At 62.1% G+C, this 16,212-nt stretch carries 14 protein-coding genes; 13 read left to right on the top strand and 1 reads right to left on the bottom strand.

Annotated elements, in window-relative coordinates; all coding sequences use genetic code 11:
- Positions 1 to 253 precede the first annotated feature (253 nt).
- Positions 254 to 4,126, bottom strand: a complete 3,873-nt coding sequence (locus IE111_RS24720; RefSeq protein WP_189608609.1) for a glycosyl hydrolase — start codon at positions 4,124 to 4,126, stop codon at positions 254 to 256.
- Between the two features lie 377 nt (positions 4,127 to 4,503).
- On the opposite strand from IE111_RS24720, the gene IE111_RS10975 reads away from it, so the two are divergent.
- From IE111_RS10975 to msrQ, 13 genes are all read left to right on the top strand, one after another.
- On the top strand, positions 4,504 to 5,523 hold the full coding sequence (locus IE111_RS10975; RefSeq protein ID WP_189608608.1) for a BamA/TamA family outer membrane protein: 1,020 nt from the start codon (positions 4,504 to 4,506) through the stop codon (positions 5,521 to 5,523).
- Complete coding sequence (locus IE111_RS10970; RefSeq protein ID WP_189608607.1) at positions 5,523 to 6,632, top strand: hypothetical protein; 1,110 nt, start codon at positions 5,523 to 5,525, stop codon at positions 6,630 to 6,632. The genes IE111_RS10975 and IE111_RS10970 overlap by 1 nt, the downstream gene beginning before the upstream one ends.
- Positions 6,629 to 7,726: a sensor histidine kinase gene (locus IE111_RS10965; protein WP_189608606.1), complete on the top strand. Its 1,098-nt coding sequence runs from the start codon at positions 6,629 to 6,631 to the stop codon at positions 7,724 to 7,726. Before IE111_RS10970 ends, IE111_RS10965 begins: the two co-directional genes overlap by 4 nt.
- Entirely contained in the window at positions 7,716 to 8,489 is a 774-nt protein-coding gene (locus tag IE111_RS10960; protein ID WP_189608605.1) for a LytR/AlgR family response regulator transcription factor, read from the top strand. Before IE111_RS10965 ends, IE111_RS10960 begins: the two co-directional genes overlap by 11 nt.
- A gap of 118 nt (positions 8,490 to 8,607) precedes the next feature.
- Complete coding sequence (locus IE111_RS10955; RefSeq protein ID WP_189608604.1) at positions 8,608 to 9,255, top strand: hypothetical protein; 648 nt, start codon at positions 8,608 to 8,610, stop codon at positions 9,253 to 9,255.
- 1 nt (position 9,256) lies between these two features.
- Positions 9,257 to 9,970, top strand: coding sequence for an ABC transporter ATP-binding protein (locus tag IE111_RS10950; protein ID WP_189608603.1), 714 nt, complete (start codon positions 9,257 to 9,259; stop codon positions 9,968 to 9,970).
- Positions 9,967 to 11,181 carry an ABC transporter permease gene (locus tag IE111_RS10945; protein WP_189608602.1) on the top strand — a complete coding sequence of 405 codons (1,215 nt, stop codon included), beginning with the start codon at positions 9,967 to 9,969 and terminating at the stop codon, positions 11,179 to 11,181. The genes IE111_RS10950 and IE111_RS10945 overlap by 4 nt, the downstream gene beginning before the upstream one ends.
- Positions 11,174 to 11,911: an outer membrane lipoprotein-sorting protein gene (locus IE111_RS10940; protein WP_189608601.1), complete on the top strand. Its 738-nt coding sequence runs from the start codon at positions 11,174 to 11,176 to the stop codon at positions 11,909 to 11,911. The genes IE111_RS10945 and IE111_RS10940 overlap by 8 nt, the downstream gene beginning before the upstream one ends.
- A gap of 137 nt (positions 11,912 to 12,048) precedes the next feature.
- The gene (locus IE111_RS10935; protein ID WP_189608600.1) at positions 12,049 to 12,213 is read left to right on the top strand and encodes a hypothetical protein; all 165 of its coding nucleotides are present in this window, start codon (positions 12,049 to 12,051) and stop codon (positions 12,211 to 12,213) included.
- Positions 12,214 to 12,327: 114 nt separating this feature from the next.
- On the top strand, positions 12,328 to 13,221 hold the full coding sequence (ilvY, locus tag IE111_RS10930; protein WP_189608599.1) for an HTH-type transcriptional activator IlvY: 894 nt from the start codon (positions 12,328 to 12,330) through the stop codon (positions 13,219 to 13,221).
- Positions 13,222 to 13,291: 70 nt separating this feature from the next.
- Complete coding sequence (pssA, locus tag IE111_RS10925; protein ID WP_189608598.1) at positions 13,292 to 14,086, top strand: CDP-diacylglycerol--serine O-phosphatidyltransferase; 795 nt, start codon at positions 13,292 to 13,294, stop codon at positions 14,084 to 14,086.
- Positions 14,087 to 14,142: 56 nt separating this feature from the next.
- On the top strand, positions 14,143 to 15,111 hold the full coding sequence (gene msrP, locus IE111_RS10920; protein ID WP_189608597.1) for a protein-methionine-sulfoxide reductase catalytic subunit MsrP: 969 nt from the start codon (positions 14,143 to 14,145) through the stop codon (positions 15,109 to 15,111).
- Positions 15,111 to 15,737: a protein-methionine-sulfoxide reductase heme-binding subunit MsrQ gene (gene msrQ / locus IE111_RS10915; protein WP_189608596.1), complete on the top strand. Its 627-nt coding sequence runs from the start codon at positions 15,111 to 15,113 to the stop codon at positions 15,735 to 15,737. The genes msrP and msrQ overlap by 1 nt, the downstream gene beginning before the upstream one ends.
- Positions 15,738 to 16,212: the final 475 nt, after the last annotated feature.

Here is a 16,212-nt window from a genome sequence, read left to right as displayed (position 1 = left end):
TTGAATGGCCGTGGGTTATTGGGAGGCTGGGTTGAGTTGGCTCCGTGCCAGGGTCCGGGCCCGATGCCGGGGGTTGCTTATGCGGGGTCGCCGTGAACCCATCCATGGGGGCTTGACCTCGGCATCCATGCCTCGCACATCCCCGCATAAACAACCCCCGGCACCGTGCCCTGTCTACCGTGGTACGAGCCCAAACACCGCTGAGAGCGTCGGCGCTCACAAGGGGGCTCGTCCGTGAGCCTATGACCAGGAATCAGTGAAAGTAGGTTTTGCTCTCACTGTCGATCACACAAGCACAGTCTCCGTCGTAGTAGGTGAAGAAGACGTCGATCCGGTCGCCGCTTTGCAGGCCGTCGACGGTCCATTCGTTGCGTCCGTTCTGGTGGATCATGCGGACGTTGAGTTGGCCGCCCTGGTTGACGTGGTAATGGGCGTCGGCCCAGGCGTCGGAGTTGACGAACAGGAGGGCGGTGTCGGTGTCGACGGTGGTGACGCCGAATTCGTCGGTGATCGGGCAGCCGTCATCGTGGACCGGGGTGCCTGCGGGGGTGCCGGGGCAGAGGTCGTCGTTGTCGTAGACGCCGTCGCCATCACTGTCACTCAAGGCGCAGCCGTTGGCGTCGACGGGGGGGCCGGCCGGGGTGCCTGGGCATTGGTCCTGGCCGTCCGGGATGCCGTCGTTGTCGGTGTCTTCGGGCAGGGCGCAGCCGGTGCTGTCGACCTCGGTGCCGGCGGGTGTGCCGGGGCAGGCGTCGTAGCTGTCCTGGACGCCGTCACCGTCGGTGTCCTCAATGATCACCGAGTGGTAGTAGGTGGTGTAGCTGCTGTCTTTGACGCAGGCGCAGTCGGGGTCGAGGTAGGTGTAGAAGACGTCGATCCGGTCGCCGTCGCTGAGGCCGTCGATGACCCATTCGTTGCGACCGTTTTGCTGGATCATGCGGACGTTGAGCTGGCCACCCTGGTTGATGGTGTAGTGGGCGTCGGCCCAGTCGGTGGTGTTGACGAAGAGGACGGCGCTGTCGCTGTCGAGGTGCTGCACACCGAAGAGTTCGACGATTTCGCAGCCGTTTGCGTCGACGTCGGCGCCGGCCGGGGTGCCGGGGCAGAGGTCCTGGTCGTCGTTGACGCCGTCGCCGTCCGAGTCCTGGGGCAGGGCGCAGCCGTCACTGTCGACTGGGGTGCCGGCGAGTGTGCCTGGGCAGAGGTCCTGGTCGTCGTTGACGCCGTCGTTATCCGAGTCCTGCGGCAGGGCGCAGCCATTGCTGTCGACTGGGGTGCCGGCGGGTGTGCCGGGGCACAGGTCCTGGCCGTCGCTTACGCCGTCGTTATCCGAGTCTTCGGGCAGAGCGCAGCCGGTGCTGTCGACCGGGGTACCGGCGGGTGTGCCGGGGCATTGGTCCTGGCCGTCGCTGACGCCGTCGCCGTCAGAATCCGGCAGGGCGCAGCCGTCGTTGTCGACCGGGGTGCCGGCGGGGGTGTCGGGGCAGAGGTCCTGGTCGTCGTTGACGCCGTCGTTGTCCGAGTCTTGCGGAAGGGCGCAGCCATCGTTGTCGACCGGTGTGCCGGCCGGGGTGTTGGGGCAGAGGTCGTCGGTGTCGGGGACGCCGTCGTTGTCGCTGTCTTCGACAATATCGACCGGGAATCCGGCGCCTTGGCCGAGTGAGTTGGCGGCCACTTCGATGCCCATGCCGTCGCTGAACGCCAGGGTTCGGGTGGTGTCGGCGCTGTTGTAGGCGACGTAGGTTTTCTCGCCGTTCTTGTTGAAGACGATGCCCAGGGCGTGGCCAATCGGGCGGACGCTGAAGTCCGGCTGGCCGAACAGCTGCAGCGTCTTCATGTGGTGGTAGGTGTGGGCGCGGGATTCACCGAATTCGATGCCGAGCGCCGGGTCGACGCCGTTGACCGGGTCGTCGCTGAGGTTGGTGTCTTTCCAGCGCTCGAGGGCGGCGTCCGGGTCGGTAAAGGCGAGGTATTCGCTGACGATGTCCTGCCAACGGACACGGACTTCCTCTTTGTTGAATATGCCGCCGTCGCCGTCCCAGAGGGCGTATTCGGTCCAGATGGCGTCGAAGTTGGTCTGGACGTAGGCTGGGTCCTTGCCGAGATACATCGAGGCGCCGGTGATCGGCAGCATGTTGATGCCGTGGGTCTGGATCGGGTCTTCGGTCCACCAGGTGGAGTGGTCGTAGCCGCCGCCCCAGACGCGGGAGACGTCGACGTTGCCGTAGGCGGGGTTGTCGAGGTCGCCGTACAGGTTGAACCAGTAGCTGTTGGCCGCTTCCACTTCCTGGGTGTAGAGGTAGATGCCCAGATCGCGGATCTCGGTGTCGCCGGTGGCTTCGCCCCAGAGGATCAGGCCGGCCCAGGCGTTGATCGCCTCGGACGAGGCTTCCTGGTTGTTGCCCCCGGACCAGTCTTCAAAGGTGTTTTCTTCATGCGGCACGGTGCCGGAGGCCCAGGAATGGCCTTCGTACGGATCGAACGCGCGCAGGAAGGGGTAGCGGCTGTCGCCACGCGCGGGGTTGGCGATGTCGTGGATCAGTTCCTTAACCATGCCGCCCCACTGGCTGTCTTCGGCCCATTGCGGGTCGCGCAGGGCGATCTGGGCGGCGGCCTGAATCCAGTAGCCGTAGTGGAAGTGGTGGTCGTTCAGGTCGGTATCGCTGTTGTAGCTGGCCGGGTAGCCGACGAGGGTGCCCCAGTCCTGGTCGTAGTAGAAGTAGTTGTCGGGGTTGGATTTGTCGGCGTCAAACCAGTATTCGAGCTGGCCTTTCAGGCTGTCGAACATCGTGTCGGTCAATTCGGCGATGTCCGGGTTGGTGTCGTCGAGCATGTCGGCGATGCTGACCAGGCCGTACAGGCGGTTCAGGTTCTTGCCCAGCCAGTAGGTGTCGTAGCCGGTGTTGGAACCGTCGACCCCTGGCTGAATGAACTTGGGTTCCAGGCTGTAGCCGTAACCGTAGTAGTCGGTCAGATGCTGGGTCAGTTGGGCGGTGGCATTGGCATCCGGCAGCTCGGGCAGGCTCGGCAGAATGCCGTTGAAGTCCTGCACTGTGGTGAAACCGGTGCCGGCGACGGTTTTCATGACGCCGCGGATGCTGTCGTATTGTTGCGTCAGCGCTGTCCCGTCGAGATTGCGCCATTGGTGCGGGTAGAGCGCCAGTACCGTGCCGGTCGCGGTGCTTTCTGGTTTGGCGTCGAGCGTGGCGTTGTAGTGGGTGTAGAGCTTGCCCTGTTGCTCGTTGTACTGCCAGTCAACCCGGGTGTCCGTGACGAAGTTGTAGGCGCGGGCCTGGTAAAAATCAAAGGTGTCGGCCAGGCCGTCGGGCAGGCCGGCGACGCTGAAATAGTCCCGCCCGGTGGGCAGGTCGGCCGAGATGGTGGTAGCGCCGATGGTCCATTGCGTGCCTTCGGGCGCGAACAGGCCGTAGTGGTTCCAGTCGCCGGTGACCGGATCGAGCACGCGCACCTGCAGGGCATGGCCGTCCTGTTGCACCACTTCCATCTGAGTGCCGCGTTTCAGGTCGATGCGCGGTTCGGCCTGTTCGAACTCGAAATACGCGAAAGGCAGGCCATGGCCGATGGTCGCGGCCATCGATTGGGTACCGTTGCCCATGACGATGCGGTAGGTCCAGTCGGTGACCCGGTCGGCACGGGCGTCCGGCGGGGAAAAGGTGGACGGTTTGACCACCAGATCGGCCTGGCCGATGTGGGAGCGGCGGACAACGGTTTCGCCCATGTAATCCAGCGGTTCGGTGGTCTCCGGCGGGTTGCCGATTTCGAAGCCTTCCGGCGTGGCCATAAAGGACAGCGGGTGGGCGTACAGTGCCTTGGAATACTGATCGACGATGACCGAGCTGGCCCAGTCGTTCGACGGAATCGGGCCGGTCATGTTGTCCGTCACATAGACGGTTTGTGGCAGCGATCGCTCGGAGCGGCATTGCTGTTCCCAGTCGAACAGCTGGCAGCCGACGCGTTCCAGGCTGACGGACCCCTGACCGATGGCTTCGGTCGGCCAGTCGGCGGCCCAGGTGGGGGCGGATAGCGTGATCAGCGTGGCAAGCAGGCAGCGGCCACGGGCGTTCGCCCGGTGCGGGCGCCCGGCCACAAGTTCGGTATGTTTCATGGTTGCCTCTATTGTTGTTGTGTTGGCGTTATTCGCTCGTTGTTTTTGTTGTTCCACCGGTAGGTCGGCGGGATGTTTCAGGAGTCAGCGCTTACACCTTTTTGCGCCCGGTCACCCCGTTTGAGGTGTTCGAACGACTGGCATCGGGAAGCCTTTCCACAATGACAGAATCAGGTTAGCGTATTTTTTAACCAGATGAAAGCGCTTACATTTAGATTTCATGAACCCTCTCACACACTGTGTTCATTCACCGCCGCTGCCGTTCACGCCCGTTATCGGCCGATCGTCCCGGTGCCTTGCCGTTCGTCGCCCGGGCCTGTGGCTTGCGGGTCAACGATTTAGGGTGGCTTCATCCACTCAATGACATGGGACTTGTTGTGAATCGATTGACTGTGATGGTGGTGTCCACCGTTTGTCTGACCTGGGGTTCGGCGGAGGCGGCCTCCGTGGGAATGCCGGAGGCGCCGACCTACAATACCGCGATTTCCCCGATCTTCGGCTACGATCCGGTCTACGGCACTATTCTGGGGGGCGCATGGTTTCGCTATCCGGCACCGGGGGCGGAACCGGAGCGGCCGCGTTATCAGGAAATCTTTGTTCAGGGGACCTTCGGCGGACAGTTCAGCGTCAAGGCGCGGCAGCGTCGCACCGATCTCTGGCCCGGCTGGGATCACACGGTGGCGGTCTCTGCCGATAATTTCTTCGACTACGAGTTTCCCGAAGGCGAGTCCGATTACGAACGGTTCGACCGGTGGACGCTGGATCTGGGCAACGAACTGGATCGCGCATTGACCGAGCGCTGGTCTGTTTTTGGCCGCTTGTCCGTCAGCGGACGGCATCACGAGCGGGACGGCGAGACGGTCATTGCGTATCCTGGCACGGGTGTGCGCTGGGACAGCCGGAATGCGAATCTGAACCCGAGGCAGGGCGGCTATGCGGTCGCGGCCGTCGATGTCCTGCCCGACGTACTGCACAGCGAAGATCTCGACAACACCGGCTGGCGCGGCGAGCTGGATCTGCGCCGGTACGTCCCCCTGTTCGAAGAGAGTGTGCTGGCGCTTCGGGCCGAAGGGGAGGTGACCGACGGCGATGTGTTCGAGGCGGCGTTGGGCGGCGATCGTCAGTTGCGCGGGTATGTGGCCCGTCGTTTTGTCGGTGATACTCGCCTGGCCACCCAGGCGGAACTGCGTTTTCCGATCGTCGGCTGGGTGTCCGGGGTGACCTTTGTCGAGACCGGCTGGATCGCTTCCGATGGCGATTGGGATAACCCGTCCAGCCTCGGGGGTGGCCTCCGCTTTGGTTTGCCGCCGGATGGTCAGATGAAGGTCCGGGCCGATCTGGGTGTGTCCGATGCGGGCGACATGCAATTCTTTGTCAGTTTCAATCAGGTGTTCTGATGAACCAAGCGATGTCAGCGAAACGGTATGTCATTCCAGGGGTGCTGAACCTGATGCTGATTCTGCCGGCCTCGGCGCTGGACTGGCGTCTGGAGGCCGACTGGGAGGCCGAACGGCAGGAAACCGTCGACGCACCACTGCCTTTGGTGGAGGAGACGCCCTTCGACTGGCGCGAGCGCTACGACCTGTCGGTCTCGCAGTCCGGCGCTCAGCTCGATCTGCGGTTCGAACCGCAGGCCGATTCGGCACTGCAGGTCCGTCAGGCGTTTTACGACGGCCGCCTGGGGGACTACGAGTTGACCCTGGGGCGAAAAAACCTGCACTGGGACTACGGTTATCTGGCCAACCCGCTGAACTGGCTCGGTCCCGAAGACGGCCGCTCCGAGACTCTGGCCGAGCCCCTGGTGTCGATTCAACAGTTTCGCGGCATCAATACGGACCAGGCCGTGTGCTCGCTGCGCCTGAACGACGAGCCGGAACTCTGTGCCCTTCGGACTCAGGGGTTCGCCGGCGCGCTCGACTGGCAGGCGCTGGTGGGGTATCAGGAGAGCTGGCGCGTCGGCGTCGGCGCCTCCTGGGTCCCCGGTCAGCGCTGGGAATATCACGGCTCCGTCGTCGGGTACGAATCGGCCGAGCGCTGGCAATACCGCGACAGCGCACTGGACCAAAGCGCCGGGGCGGCCTGGAACGGGCTGGTCGGCGCCCAGGTCAGCGGCGCATCCGGCTGGCAACTCTGGCTGGAGCATCACTACGACAGCCGGGCGCTGTCCGTCATCGACTGGCGGCGTCTGGCGGATGATCTGGATGTCTGGTCCGGTACGCCCCAGGCCATGGCACTGGCACCGGCCTGGCAAACGCCGACGCTGACCGAGCATCGCTCGATGATCCGCCTGACCCAGAATTGGGGAGACTGGGACCTGACCGGTACTTTGATCGGTTTCTGGGCCGATGAAGCGACGCCGCTGACCGACCTCGAATTGTCCTATGCCTGGACTCAGCAAGCCGAGGTGCGCGTAGGCTGGCAGTCCACCTCGTCCTCGGGCATTCTGGGCCGCATCGGCCGGTCCGATGTCTATCTCTTTGGCTTCAATTGGGTACTGGCACCATGAGCGCGTCTCCCCGCACCCCCTCGACAACCCAACGGACCTTCGGTGACCGGACCTTGTCCGAATGGGTGGTCGGTGTCGGGTCCACCGCCGTGATTTGCGCGCTGATCGCCTGGATGACCCAGTTGATGAACGAAGCCAGTTACTGGCTGAATCTGCGCATTTCACTTGGGTTCGGCATCAGTATGGTGCTTACCATCAACCTGTCCCATCTGGCCTGGCCGGACCGCTCGGAGCTGTTCAGGAACGGAATCGGGGTCAGCGTCGGTCTGGCGATCGGCATGGTCAATTTGCTGGCCGTGATCTTCGGCAACCCCTTCCAGATCGACTTTCGCGAGCAATGGGCGCTGATTCTCGGCAACATGGCGATTTCCGCGATGTTCAGCCTCATCGTGTTTTATTTCTTCTACACCACCTATCGGGTCCAGCGGTTGCACCGGGAAGTGAGCGAACACCAACTGCAGGCGGCCCGGAAAGACAAGGACCTGATGCTCAGTCAGCTCAAGTTGATGCAGAGCCAGATCGAACCGCATTTTCTGTTCAACACCCTGGCCAATGTTCAGGGGTTGATCGACCAGGATAGCGCGGCCGCCAAACAGCTGGTCGGTGAGCTCACCACCATGCTGCGCGCGAGCCTGCGCCGAACCCGTCAGGACCAGACCCGGCTGGATGAGGAGCTCACCATTGTGCGCAGTTATCTGGCGATCCAGGCCATCCGGATGGGGGATCGGCTGCGGTTTTCCATCGACGTGCCGGACGCGCTCGGCGATGTGCCGCTGCCGCCTTTACTGATTCAGCCTTTGGTGGAAAATGCCGTGGTGCATGGCATCGAGCCCAGCCCACAGGGCGGGTGCGTCGATGTCTTGGCCAGCCGGGAAGAGGGACGGTTATTGATCCGGATTCGGGATACCGGGCTGGGTCTGGGTAACGCCCCCAAGTCCAGTGGCGAAGGGGTCGGGCTGAGCAATGTCCGCGACCGACTGCGCATGCTCTATGGCGACGCCGCGTCGCTGACCCTGAAACCCGGCGAGGAGCAAGGCACCGAGGTGTGCCTGCGTGTGCCCCTGTCGACGGAGACACCGACGAATGACGGATGAACTCACGGCCATCATTGCCGATGACGAACCGGTACTGCGCTTTCATCTCAAGCAAATGCTGGGGGATGTCTGGTCCGAACTGGACGTGGCCGCCATGGCCTCCAGTGGGGACGAAGCCTGGCAACTGATCGAGACCGTGCGGCCCCGGGTCGTGTTTCTGGACATCAAAATGCCCGGCATGACGGGGCTGGATGTGGCCGAGCGCATGCAGCAGGCCGGTTTGACCCGGGAATGCGCCGTTGTGTTTCTCACCGCCTACGACGAATACGCCGTGCGGGCGTTCGAGCACGAAGCCATCGATTATCTGTTGAAACCGGTCGATGAAAAGCGGCTGGAACAGACCCGCGATCGTATTCTACAGCGCTTGACGCGGCCGGCTCCGACCCAAGTCGACCTGTCGGACCTGAAACGGCTGCTGAGCCGCGACGGATCCCGCGAATCCCTGCGCTGGCTGAACGTTCAGCGCGGCGAAGACATCCACATCATCGATGTGGCCTCGGTGCTCTATTTTCTGGCCGAGGACAAATACACCACGGTGGTGACCGACGAAGGCGAGTACCTGCTGCGCAAGTCCCTCAAGCAGTTGGAAGCGGAGCTGGACGATCAGGCCTTCTGGCGCATTCATCGGTCGACCCTGGTGCAGGTCGCCCGCATCGACCGGGTCGAGCGCAGTTTCTCCGGTCAATTGAAGGTGCATGTGCGCGGCGCGCGCAAACCGCTCGGCGTCAGCCGCCGCTTTGCCGAACGCTTCAAAACCATGTAGCCGCTGGCTCCAAAGCTGTGCCGTTTATTCCCTCAGACAACCATTCGTCGATTTGACCCACATCATCCCGCCCGTCGCCATAGAGTGGCTTCATACCTTAATAACAAGGAGAGAAGCCATGCGAACCCTGACGATACTCACACTGCTGTTCAGTCTCTGGATCCCCGCGACCTTCGCGGAATCCACCCCCTACGGCCCGGAAGTCGAAGAAGCCTACCGGTATTACCTGGCCGGTACCGAGGGCGATAAAAAAGCCACAGGAAACGCGGTCTCGATGCTGGAAACCCTGCGCGATGAACACCCGGAGGACCCGCTGATCCTGACGCTGCTCGGCGGCAGCCAGACGTTGCAAGGCCGGGACGCCTGGATGCCCTGGAACAAGATGAGCCTGACCGAGGACGGCCTGGCCGCCATGGGTAAAGCCCAGCGCCTGCTGCGCCCGGAACACGATGAGTGGAGGTTCGACAGTCTGCCGGTCAGCCTGCAGGTGAAGAGCCTCGCCGGCATCACCTTCACCCAGGTGCCGGACTTTTTCGGCCGCTTCGAACAGGGCTATGCGCTGTTGCTGGAATCCAGCCAGAGCCCGCTGCTCGACGAAGTGGCGCCCGAGGTGCACAGCTACATCCACTATTACGCGGCGCTGGCGGCCAAGCAGGCCGAGGAAAAGGACCGGCAGATCCAGTTGTTGCAACGCCTGGCGGCGCTACCGGTAGACGACGACTTCACAACGGCGGCGCGCGACGCCCTGGCGGAGGCGGGAGAGTGACATGAGCCTGCTCCGAACACGACAATTGACCAAGAGCTATCACCTGGACGAGGTCGAGCAACGGGTCCTCACGGGTGTCGATCTGGAACTGGTTGCCGGGGAATTCGTCGGGCTGGTCGGACCTTCCGGCTGCGGCAAGACGACCCTGCTGAACCTGTGCGGCCTGATCGACCGGCCGGACAGCGGCCAGTTGTTCTGGCACGACCGGGAACTCACCGGTCAAACCCAGGCGTACCTGACCGAACTGCGCCGCCGCACCATCGGCTTTGTGTTTCAGGATTTCAATCTGATCCCGGTGATGAGCGCCTGGGACAACATCGCCTACCCCCTGATGCTGTTGGGGATGTCCGGAACGGAACAGAAAGAGCGGGTGCGGTCCCTGGCCGAAGCCGTGGGCATCGACACCCTGCTGGACAAGCGACCGGCCCGGCTGTCCGGCGGTCAGCGCCAGCGGGTGGCCATCGCCCGGGCACTGGCCAAGCGACCGGAGTTGATCATCGCCGACGAACCGACGGCCAGCCTCGACGAGGATACCGCGTTGACCGTGGTCGAGTTGCTGCGCGATCTGGGACGACAGTACGGATCCACTGTGCTGGTGGCGACGCACGACGCCCGCCTGACGCGCTGGTGTGACCGACTGATCCGGCTGCATCACGGCCATCTGGTTCACAATTCGACCACCGAGGGCGTGACCGCCGGGGAGGTGCTGGTATGAAATGGCTGCTGCTGGCCTGGAGCAATCTGGGCCGAAACCGGCGTCGAACCCTGGCGACCCTGATGCTCACCGCGATCGGGGTGACCGGCATCATGGCGACCAGCGGGTTCGCGCTCTACACCTATGAGTCCCTGCAGGAATTCGCGATGCGCGACAAGGGGCACGTCATCCTGACCCATCCGGATTTCTACTCCGAACAGGAAGACTTCCCGCTGCAATACGGGCTCGAGGAGGCGGCCTCGTTGCAACGGACACTGCTCGGCGACGAGGAGGTGCGCGACACCCTGGCCACAGTCGAGTTCAGCGGCCTGATCACCAACGGGGATAAATCGACCATTTTCCTGGGCGAAGGCGTCGAACCCGAGCTGTTTCAGGTGCGCGGTCCGGTGATGCAATTGAACGACGGCCGCTTGTTCGGCGTGAGCGAAGACAACACCGATGCCCAGGCACTGATCGGGCAATCCCTGGCCAATAACCTGAAAGTGGGTGTCGGCGATGGCCTGACGCTGATGAGCACAACCGTCGATGGCGCGCTCAATGCGATCGATGTCGTGGTGCGCGGTATCGTCTCCACCGGGGTCCCGGAGATGGACAGTCGCCTGGTCATGACGCAAATCGAGGACGCCCAGCGCCTGTTGAACAGCGACCGCGTGACCCGCATCGGGGTCTACCTGAGCGACAACGACGACGCCGACGACTATTACCGGCAGCTGGTCGAAGCCTACCCCGAGCTCGGCGTGACCGCCTGGCATGAACGGGCCTTCTTCTACAAGAGTGTGCGCAACCTCTATAACCGCATCTTCGGTGTCATGGGCGTGGTCATCCTCGCCATGGTTGGCTTCGCCATCTTCAACACAGCGTCGATGAGCGTCATGGAGCGCATTCGGGAAATCGGAGCGCTCGCGGCCATGGGCACCCGGCGCCGGGAGATTCTGCGCCTGTTCCTGATGGAGGCCGGTTTGATCGGTGGGCTGGGCAGCCTGGTTGGTCTGGCGCTGGCTGGACTGTTGTCCCTCGGGTTGATGGTTTTCGAGGTGCAGATGCCGCCACCGCCGGGGCAGACCGAAGGGTACCCGCTGCAGGTGTACTGGTCGCTGCAGGTCGCCTGGATCAGTTCGGCCCTGGTCATCGCTCTGTCGGTTCTGGCAAGCGGATTCGCCACCCTGAAAGGTGTTCGTAAACCCATTGTGGAGGCTCTGAATTATGCGTAGTCCAATCATGCGCAGCCCCTGGCCGTTTATCATGATTCTGGCGATCATCACCATCGGGTCGTTGCGGGCCGACGAAGCCCCGGAATTGGCGGTGCTGGATTCGGCCCGAACGGGCGAGGGCAACGTCAGGGTCGATACCCTGATCGAAGTGCGGGAAAACGGAGAACTGGTCCGATCCAGTGAGTACGACGTTTACGTAGGAACGGACAGACGGTCGCTGGCGCTGGTGCGCAGTGGCCGCGAAGCCGGCCAGAAAATCCTGATGCTGGACGACCAGTTCTGGCTCTTCCTGCCGTCGAGCCAGCGCCCGATCCGGATCACTCCGATGCAGAAAATGCTCGGCGAAGCGTCCATCGGCGACATCGCTTCACTGCGTTGGCAGGAAGACTACCGGGTAGTCGAGCGGGTACCGCAGGCGGACGACCAACTGATGTTGACGCTGGAAGCAGCCCGCGCCGGTTTGAGTTATCAGCGTGTGGAACTGACGGTCCGGGCCGGGGATTTCGCGCCCTTGTCGGCCCGGTTTTTCCTGACCTCGGGTAAACTGGCCAAGACGGCCGACTTCCACCTGGACGAATCCGGTCCGGAACTGGTCGTGACAGGCCTGTCGCTGACTGACGAGGTCATGGGCGAGGAGGTGACCCGCATCGAATATCGCGAGGTGGCCTCGGTCGAGATCCCCGAGCGTTGGTTTTCGCCGGCGTTTCTGGCGCGAAACCGACTCGATTGATTGTTGACCGGCCGGTGGAATACAGGTGATTCCGCGGCTTTGTATTGATACACTGTCCAACCGGCGAACGTCATGTCGACCGAACGCCGGTCCAACGCGATCACGCCCATCGGTGTGATCCTGACAGGGAGGAGACCATGACTCTCAAACAACTCTGGATGGCGACCGTGACACTGCTGTTGACGGTGATGCTCAGCCAGCCCAGCGCGCTGGTGAATCTGGCGCTGTCGTTTGGCGATTCGTTGGTGTGGGTGGCGCTGAACGTCCTGGAACATCTGGCCGATGCCGCTCTGAATCATTGATCCGTCGATCTTCTTCTCTGACTGTTTGTGCAACTGAGGCCGGCGTATATTGCGTTTGCTGCAATATAACGCGCGACGTGGCATAATCGGCTGCAGTCAGAGGAGGTTCCGTCTATGGATCTGCGCGCGCTCAAGCAGTTCTTGCACTTATCCCAAACACTGCATTACGGCAAAACATCCGAGGCCATGCACGTCAGCCCGTCCACGCTGAGCCGCAGTATCGCTCGGCTGGAAGACGAACTGGGGGCCACCCTGTTCGAGCGGGACAACCGCACGGTCGTGCTCACCCAGGCTGGCCGATTGTTCCGGGAATTCGCCGAGTCCACGCTGGCCCAGTGGCAGGATTTGCGCCACAAACTGCAGAACGACCCGATCGAGCTGCGTGGCCAGATCCGGCTGTATTGTTCGGTCACGGCCAGCTATACCTTCATGCTCGACCTGTTGACCGAATTCCGGTCCCGTTACCCCAATATCGAGGTGATTCTCGAAACCGGGGACTATGCCATGGCCATGCAGAAGGTGATGGACGACGAGACCGACATCGCCGTCGCGCCGCGCCCGGATCATCTGCCCAACCCGCTGATGTTTCATTCCATCGTCGAAACACCGTTGGAATTCATCGCGCCGGCCATCGACTGCCCGGTTCGGGCCCAGTTGGCCGAGTCGCCGATTCCCTGGGGACAGATCCCGTTCATTGTTTCCGAGTACGGCCTGGCCCGTAAACGTCTGGACCAGTGGTTCCGGTCGCACAGCTTCAAACCGACCATCTACGCCCAGATCGCCGGCCATGAAGCCATCGTCAGCATGGTTGGCCTGGGCTTTGGCGTCGGTGTCGTTCCCGGGCTGGTCATTGAAAACAGCCCGTTGAAGGACAAGATCGTCCGCATCGAGACCGATACCGAACTGCAGCCTTTCGACGTGGGCGTCTGCGTTCTGAACCGGCGCCTGCAGGATCCATTGGTCAACGCCTTCTGGCGCACCGCCTCGGAGTTGAACCAGACGACCTGACGCATTCCGGCCGCCTTCGGCTAGACTGACAGCCCCGGCGGCCACACATTGACTGAATATAGGGGGACCCATGCGTTCCACAGAAAACACCGAGACCGTCTCGGATCGCTTGCCCATACAACCCAATGGCCATCCCCGGCGGGGCGTGTATTTGTTGCCCAATCTGCTGACCACCGCCGCGTTGTTCGCCGGCTTCTATTCGATTATTTCGTCCATCGGCGGCGATTTCGTCAAAGCGTCGGTGGCCCTGCTGGTGGCCCAGTTGCTCGATGGCATGGATGGCCGGGTCGCACGGATGACGCACACCCAGAGCGAGTTCGGCGCCCAGTACGACAGCATGTCCGACAACCTCGCCTTTGGTGTGGCACCGGCGTTGCTGGCCTTTCAGTGGTCCCTGCACAGCCTGGGTAAGCTGGGCTGGGTCGCGGCCTTCATCTTCGTCGCCGGTGCCGCCCTGCGGCTGGCGCGATTCAACATCCAGATCAACACCGTCGACAAGAAGTTCTTCGTCGGCCTGGCCAGCCCGGCCGGTGCCGGCATCGTCTGGGCGACCGTCTGGGCGCTGACCGAATCCGGTGTGTCCGGCGAGTCCGTGGCCTGGATGATGGTTGTCCTGGTTCCGGTGATCGGGGCTTTAATGGTCAGCCCGGTGCGCTACTATTCGTTCAAGGATCTCAGCGATCGCGGTCGCGTACCCTTTGTCGTATTGCTCATCGCCGTGATGGTCATCGCCATCATCGCGCTGGATCCGGCCAAGGTGCTGTTGGCGATCGCGGTGCTCTATGCCCTGTCCGGCCCGGTTTTTGAAGTCTGGCGTCGCATGCGCCAATACCGAAATGCGCGCAAGGCGGGAACTTCCCGATAGCAAACCGGTCGTAATGGCAGGACGTACATCTTTCCACACTCTTGCGGACTGCCATTATGTTGATTAAACGCCCCACGGATCTGACCGAAAACGATGTAACCCCCCGCCAGTCCTACCTGAACCGGCGCCAGATCATGCAGGCCGCCGGTGGTCTGGCACTGGCCGGCCTGGTTCCGGGGGCGTTCGCCACGCCACCGGCCGCACCGCACTGGTTGGCGCAAAAGGTCGAGAACACCCTGTTCCGCAGTGTCAGTACCGAAGACGGCCTGACCGAAAAAGCGGATGTGACCTCCTACAACAACTTCTATGAATTCGGCACCGGCAAGGACGACCCGGCCAAATACGCCGATGAATTCAACCCATACCCCTGGCAAATCGAAGTCGGCGGCCTGTGCGACAAACCCGGAACCCTGGATCTGGAAAGCCTGGTCAGCGCGCGTCAGACCGAGGAGCGCATCTATCGTTTGCGCTGTGTCGAAGCCTGGTCGATGGTCATTCCCTGGGTCGGCATCGAGCTCGGTACGCTGCTCAAACAGTTCGAACCGCGCTCCAGCGCCAAATACGTGGCCTTCCAGACGCTGTTCCGGCCCGAGGAAATGCGTGGCCAGAAGAGCCGTTTTTCCTTCATCGACTATCCCTACGTGGAAGGACTGCGCATGGACGAAGCCATGCACCGGCTGTCATTCCTGGCCATCGGCATGTACGGCGAACCCCTACCGAACCAGAATGGCGCGCCGATCCGACTGGTCGTGCCCTGGAAATACGGATTCAAGAGCATCAAGTCCATCGTCAAGATCGAGTTCGTCGAGGAAGAGCCGCCGACCACCTGGAACCTCGCCAGCGCCCGCGAATACGGTTTCTACAGCAACGTGAACCCCAATGTGGACCATCCGCGCTGGAGCCAGGCCAACGAACGGCGCATCGGCCCCAACGGCAACATCGAACGCATCCCGACAGCGATGTTCAACGGCTACACCGAAGTCGCTTCCCTCTATGAGGGCATGGACCTGCGGAAGTTCTTCTGATGGCGTTTCCAATCAAACTGAACCAGGGGCCGGTGTGGTGGGTCCTCTTCCTGGCGGCACTGGCACCGGCGGCCTACTACTGGGGCTTGTTCCTGTTCGACCCCCGGGCATTGGGCGTGGACTCTCTCGAAGTCATCCTCCAGGAAATGGGACGATGGACGCTCTGGATGTTGTTGATCACGCTGGCGTGCTCGCCGTTGAAGCGCCGCACCCCGATCAACAAGGCCGTTCGCTATCGGCGGATGCTCGGCTTGTTTACCTTCTTCTATGCGAGCTTGCATCTCAGCATCTACCTGATCGGCTGGATCGAGCTGGACTTGGCCGTGTTTATCGAAGACCTCGGCAAGCGCCCTTTCATCTACCTGGGCATGATCGCCTGGACCGGCCTGCTGGCCCTGGCGGTGACCTCGCCCAAGGCGATGGTGCGCCAGTTGAAGAAGAACTGGAAACGACTGCACCGTGTTGTCTACGGCATTTTGGTATTGGCGGTCATCCACTTCTGGATGCAATCCCGAGTGTCCTCCCTCGAGGCCTGGCTCTATACCTTCATCGCCATCATCCTGCTGGGCGAACGCCTCCTGGCCAAATTCGCCAAACCCCAAAGAAGAACCACAGCCATAGCGTAGGGTGCCACTTTGTAGGGTGGGTCGGTCCGACGCTTCGGCCGCCCACCAATAAGAAACCTCCCATTCCTACAATGTCGGCACATATGGCCAACCCACCGCGCACGCTGAATGCCATGCCCGGTTCTACTCCCCTGGTGGGCGGTGCCCACCCTACATCAATCTGCCCGATATGTAGGTTGGATTAGGCCGAAGGCCGTAATCCAACACCCTTACCCCGCCACAAAGCCCCCCAAACACCGCTCAGTCACATTCCCGTCAACTTTTTCCGATTCAGCCCTTGACCGGCGAAAGAAAAAGACTATTATACGCCTCCCTCGCAGCCAACGGCGGCGAGGACGTCGGATTCGGGCGGCTTTTGAAGCGGGTGTTGCACCTACCTCGAAAGCACTTTTTAAAGCGCACCTAAGTGATTGTTTTAAAAAGAAAAAAGCTCAGAAAACGGTTGACAACGCGGCGCAGATCATTAAGATACGCA

The organism is Saccharospirillum salsuginis (assembly GCF_014651855.1).
In the GTDB taxonomy this organism is placed as follows: Bacteria; Pseudomonadota; Gammaproteobacteria; order Pseudomonadales; family Natronospirillaceae; genus Saccharospirillum; species Saccharospirillum salsuginis.
Note: the sequence above shows the minus strand (reverse complement) of the source record. Positions and strands in the feature narration are given on the sequence as shown.

Bases quoted from the DNA above. Each gene is read 5' to 3' on its own strand.
- IE111_RS24720 (WP_189608609.1), bottom strand. From the start codon at position 4,126: ATGAAACATACCGAACTTGTGGCCGGGCGCCCGCACCGGGCGAACGCC.
- IE111_RS10970 (WP_189608607.1), top strand. From the start codon at position 5,523: ATGAACCAAGCGATGTCAGCGAAACGGTATGTCATTCCAGGGGTGCTG.
- IE111_RS10965 (WP_189608606.1), top strand. From the start codon at position 6,629: ATGAGCGCGTCTCCCCGCACCCCCTCGACAACCCAACGGACCTTCGGT.
- IE111_RS10960 (WP_189608605.1), top strand. From the start codon at position 7,716: ATGACGGATGAACTCACGGCCATCATTGCCGATGACGAACCGGTACTG.
- IE111_RS10955 (WP_189608604.1), top strand. From the start codon at position 8,608: ATGCGAACCCTGACGATACTCACACTGCTGTTCAGTCTCTGGATCCCC.
- IE111_RS10950 (WP_189608603.1), top strand. From the start codon at position 9,257: ATGAGCCTGCTCCGAACACGACAATTGACCAAGAGCTATCACCTGGAC.
- IE111_RS10945 (WP_189608602.1), top strand. From the start codon at position 9,967: ATGAAATGGCTGCTGCTGGCCTGGAGCAATCTGGGCCGAAACCGGCGT.
- IE111_RS10940 (WP_189608601.1), top strand. From the start codon at position 11,174: ATGCGTAGTCCAATCATGCGCAGCCCCTGGCCGTTTATCATGATTCTG.
- IE111_RS10935 (WP_189608600.1), top strand. From the start codon at position 12,049: ATGACTCTCAAACAACTCTGGATGGCGACCGTGACACTGCTGTTGACG.
- ilvY (WP_189608599.1), top strand. From the start codon at position 12,328: ATGGATCTGCGCGCGCTCAAGCAGTTCTTGCACTTATCCCAAACACTG.
- pssA (WP_189608598.1), top strand. From the start codon at position 13,292: ATGCGTTCCACAGAAAACACCGAGACCGTCTCGGATCGCTTGCCCATA.
- msrP (WP_189608597.1), top strand. From the start codon at position 14,143: ATGTTGATTAAACGCCCCACGGATCTGACCGAAAACGATGTAACCCCC.
- msrQ (WP_189608596.1), top strand. From the start codon at position 15,111: ATGGCGTTTCCAATCAAACTGAACCAGGGGCCGGTGTGGTGGGTCCTC.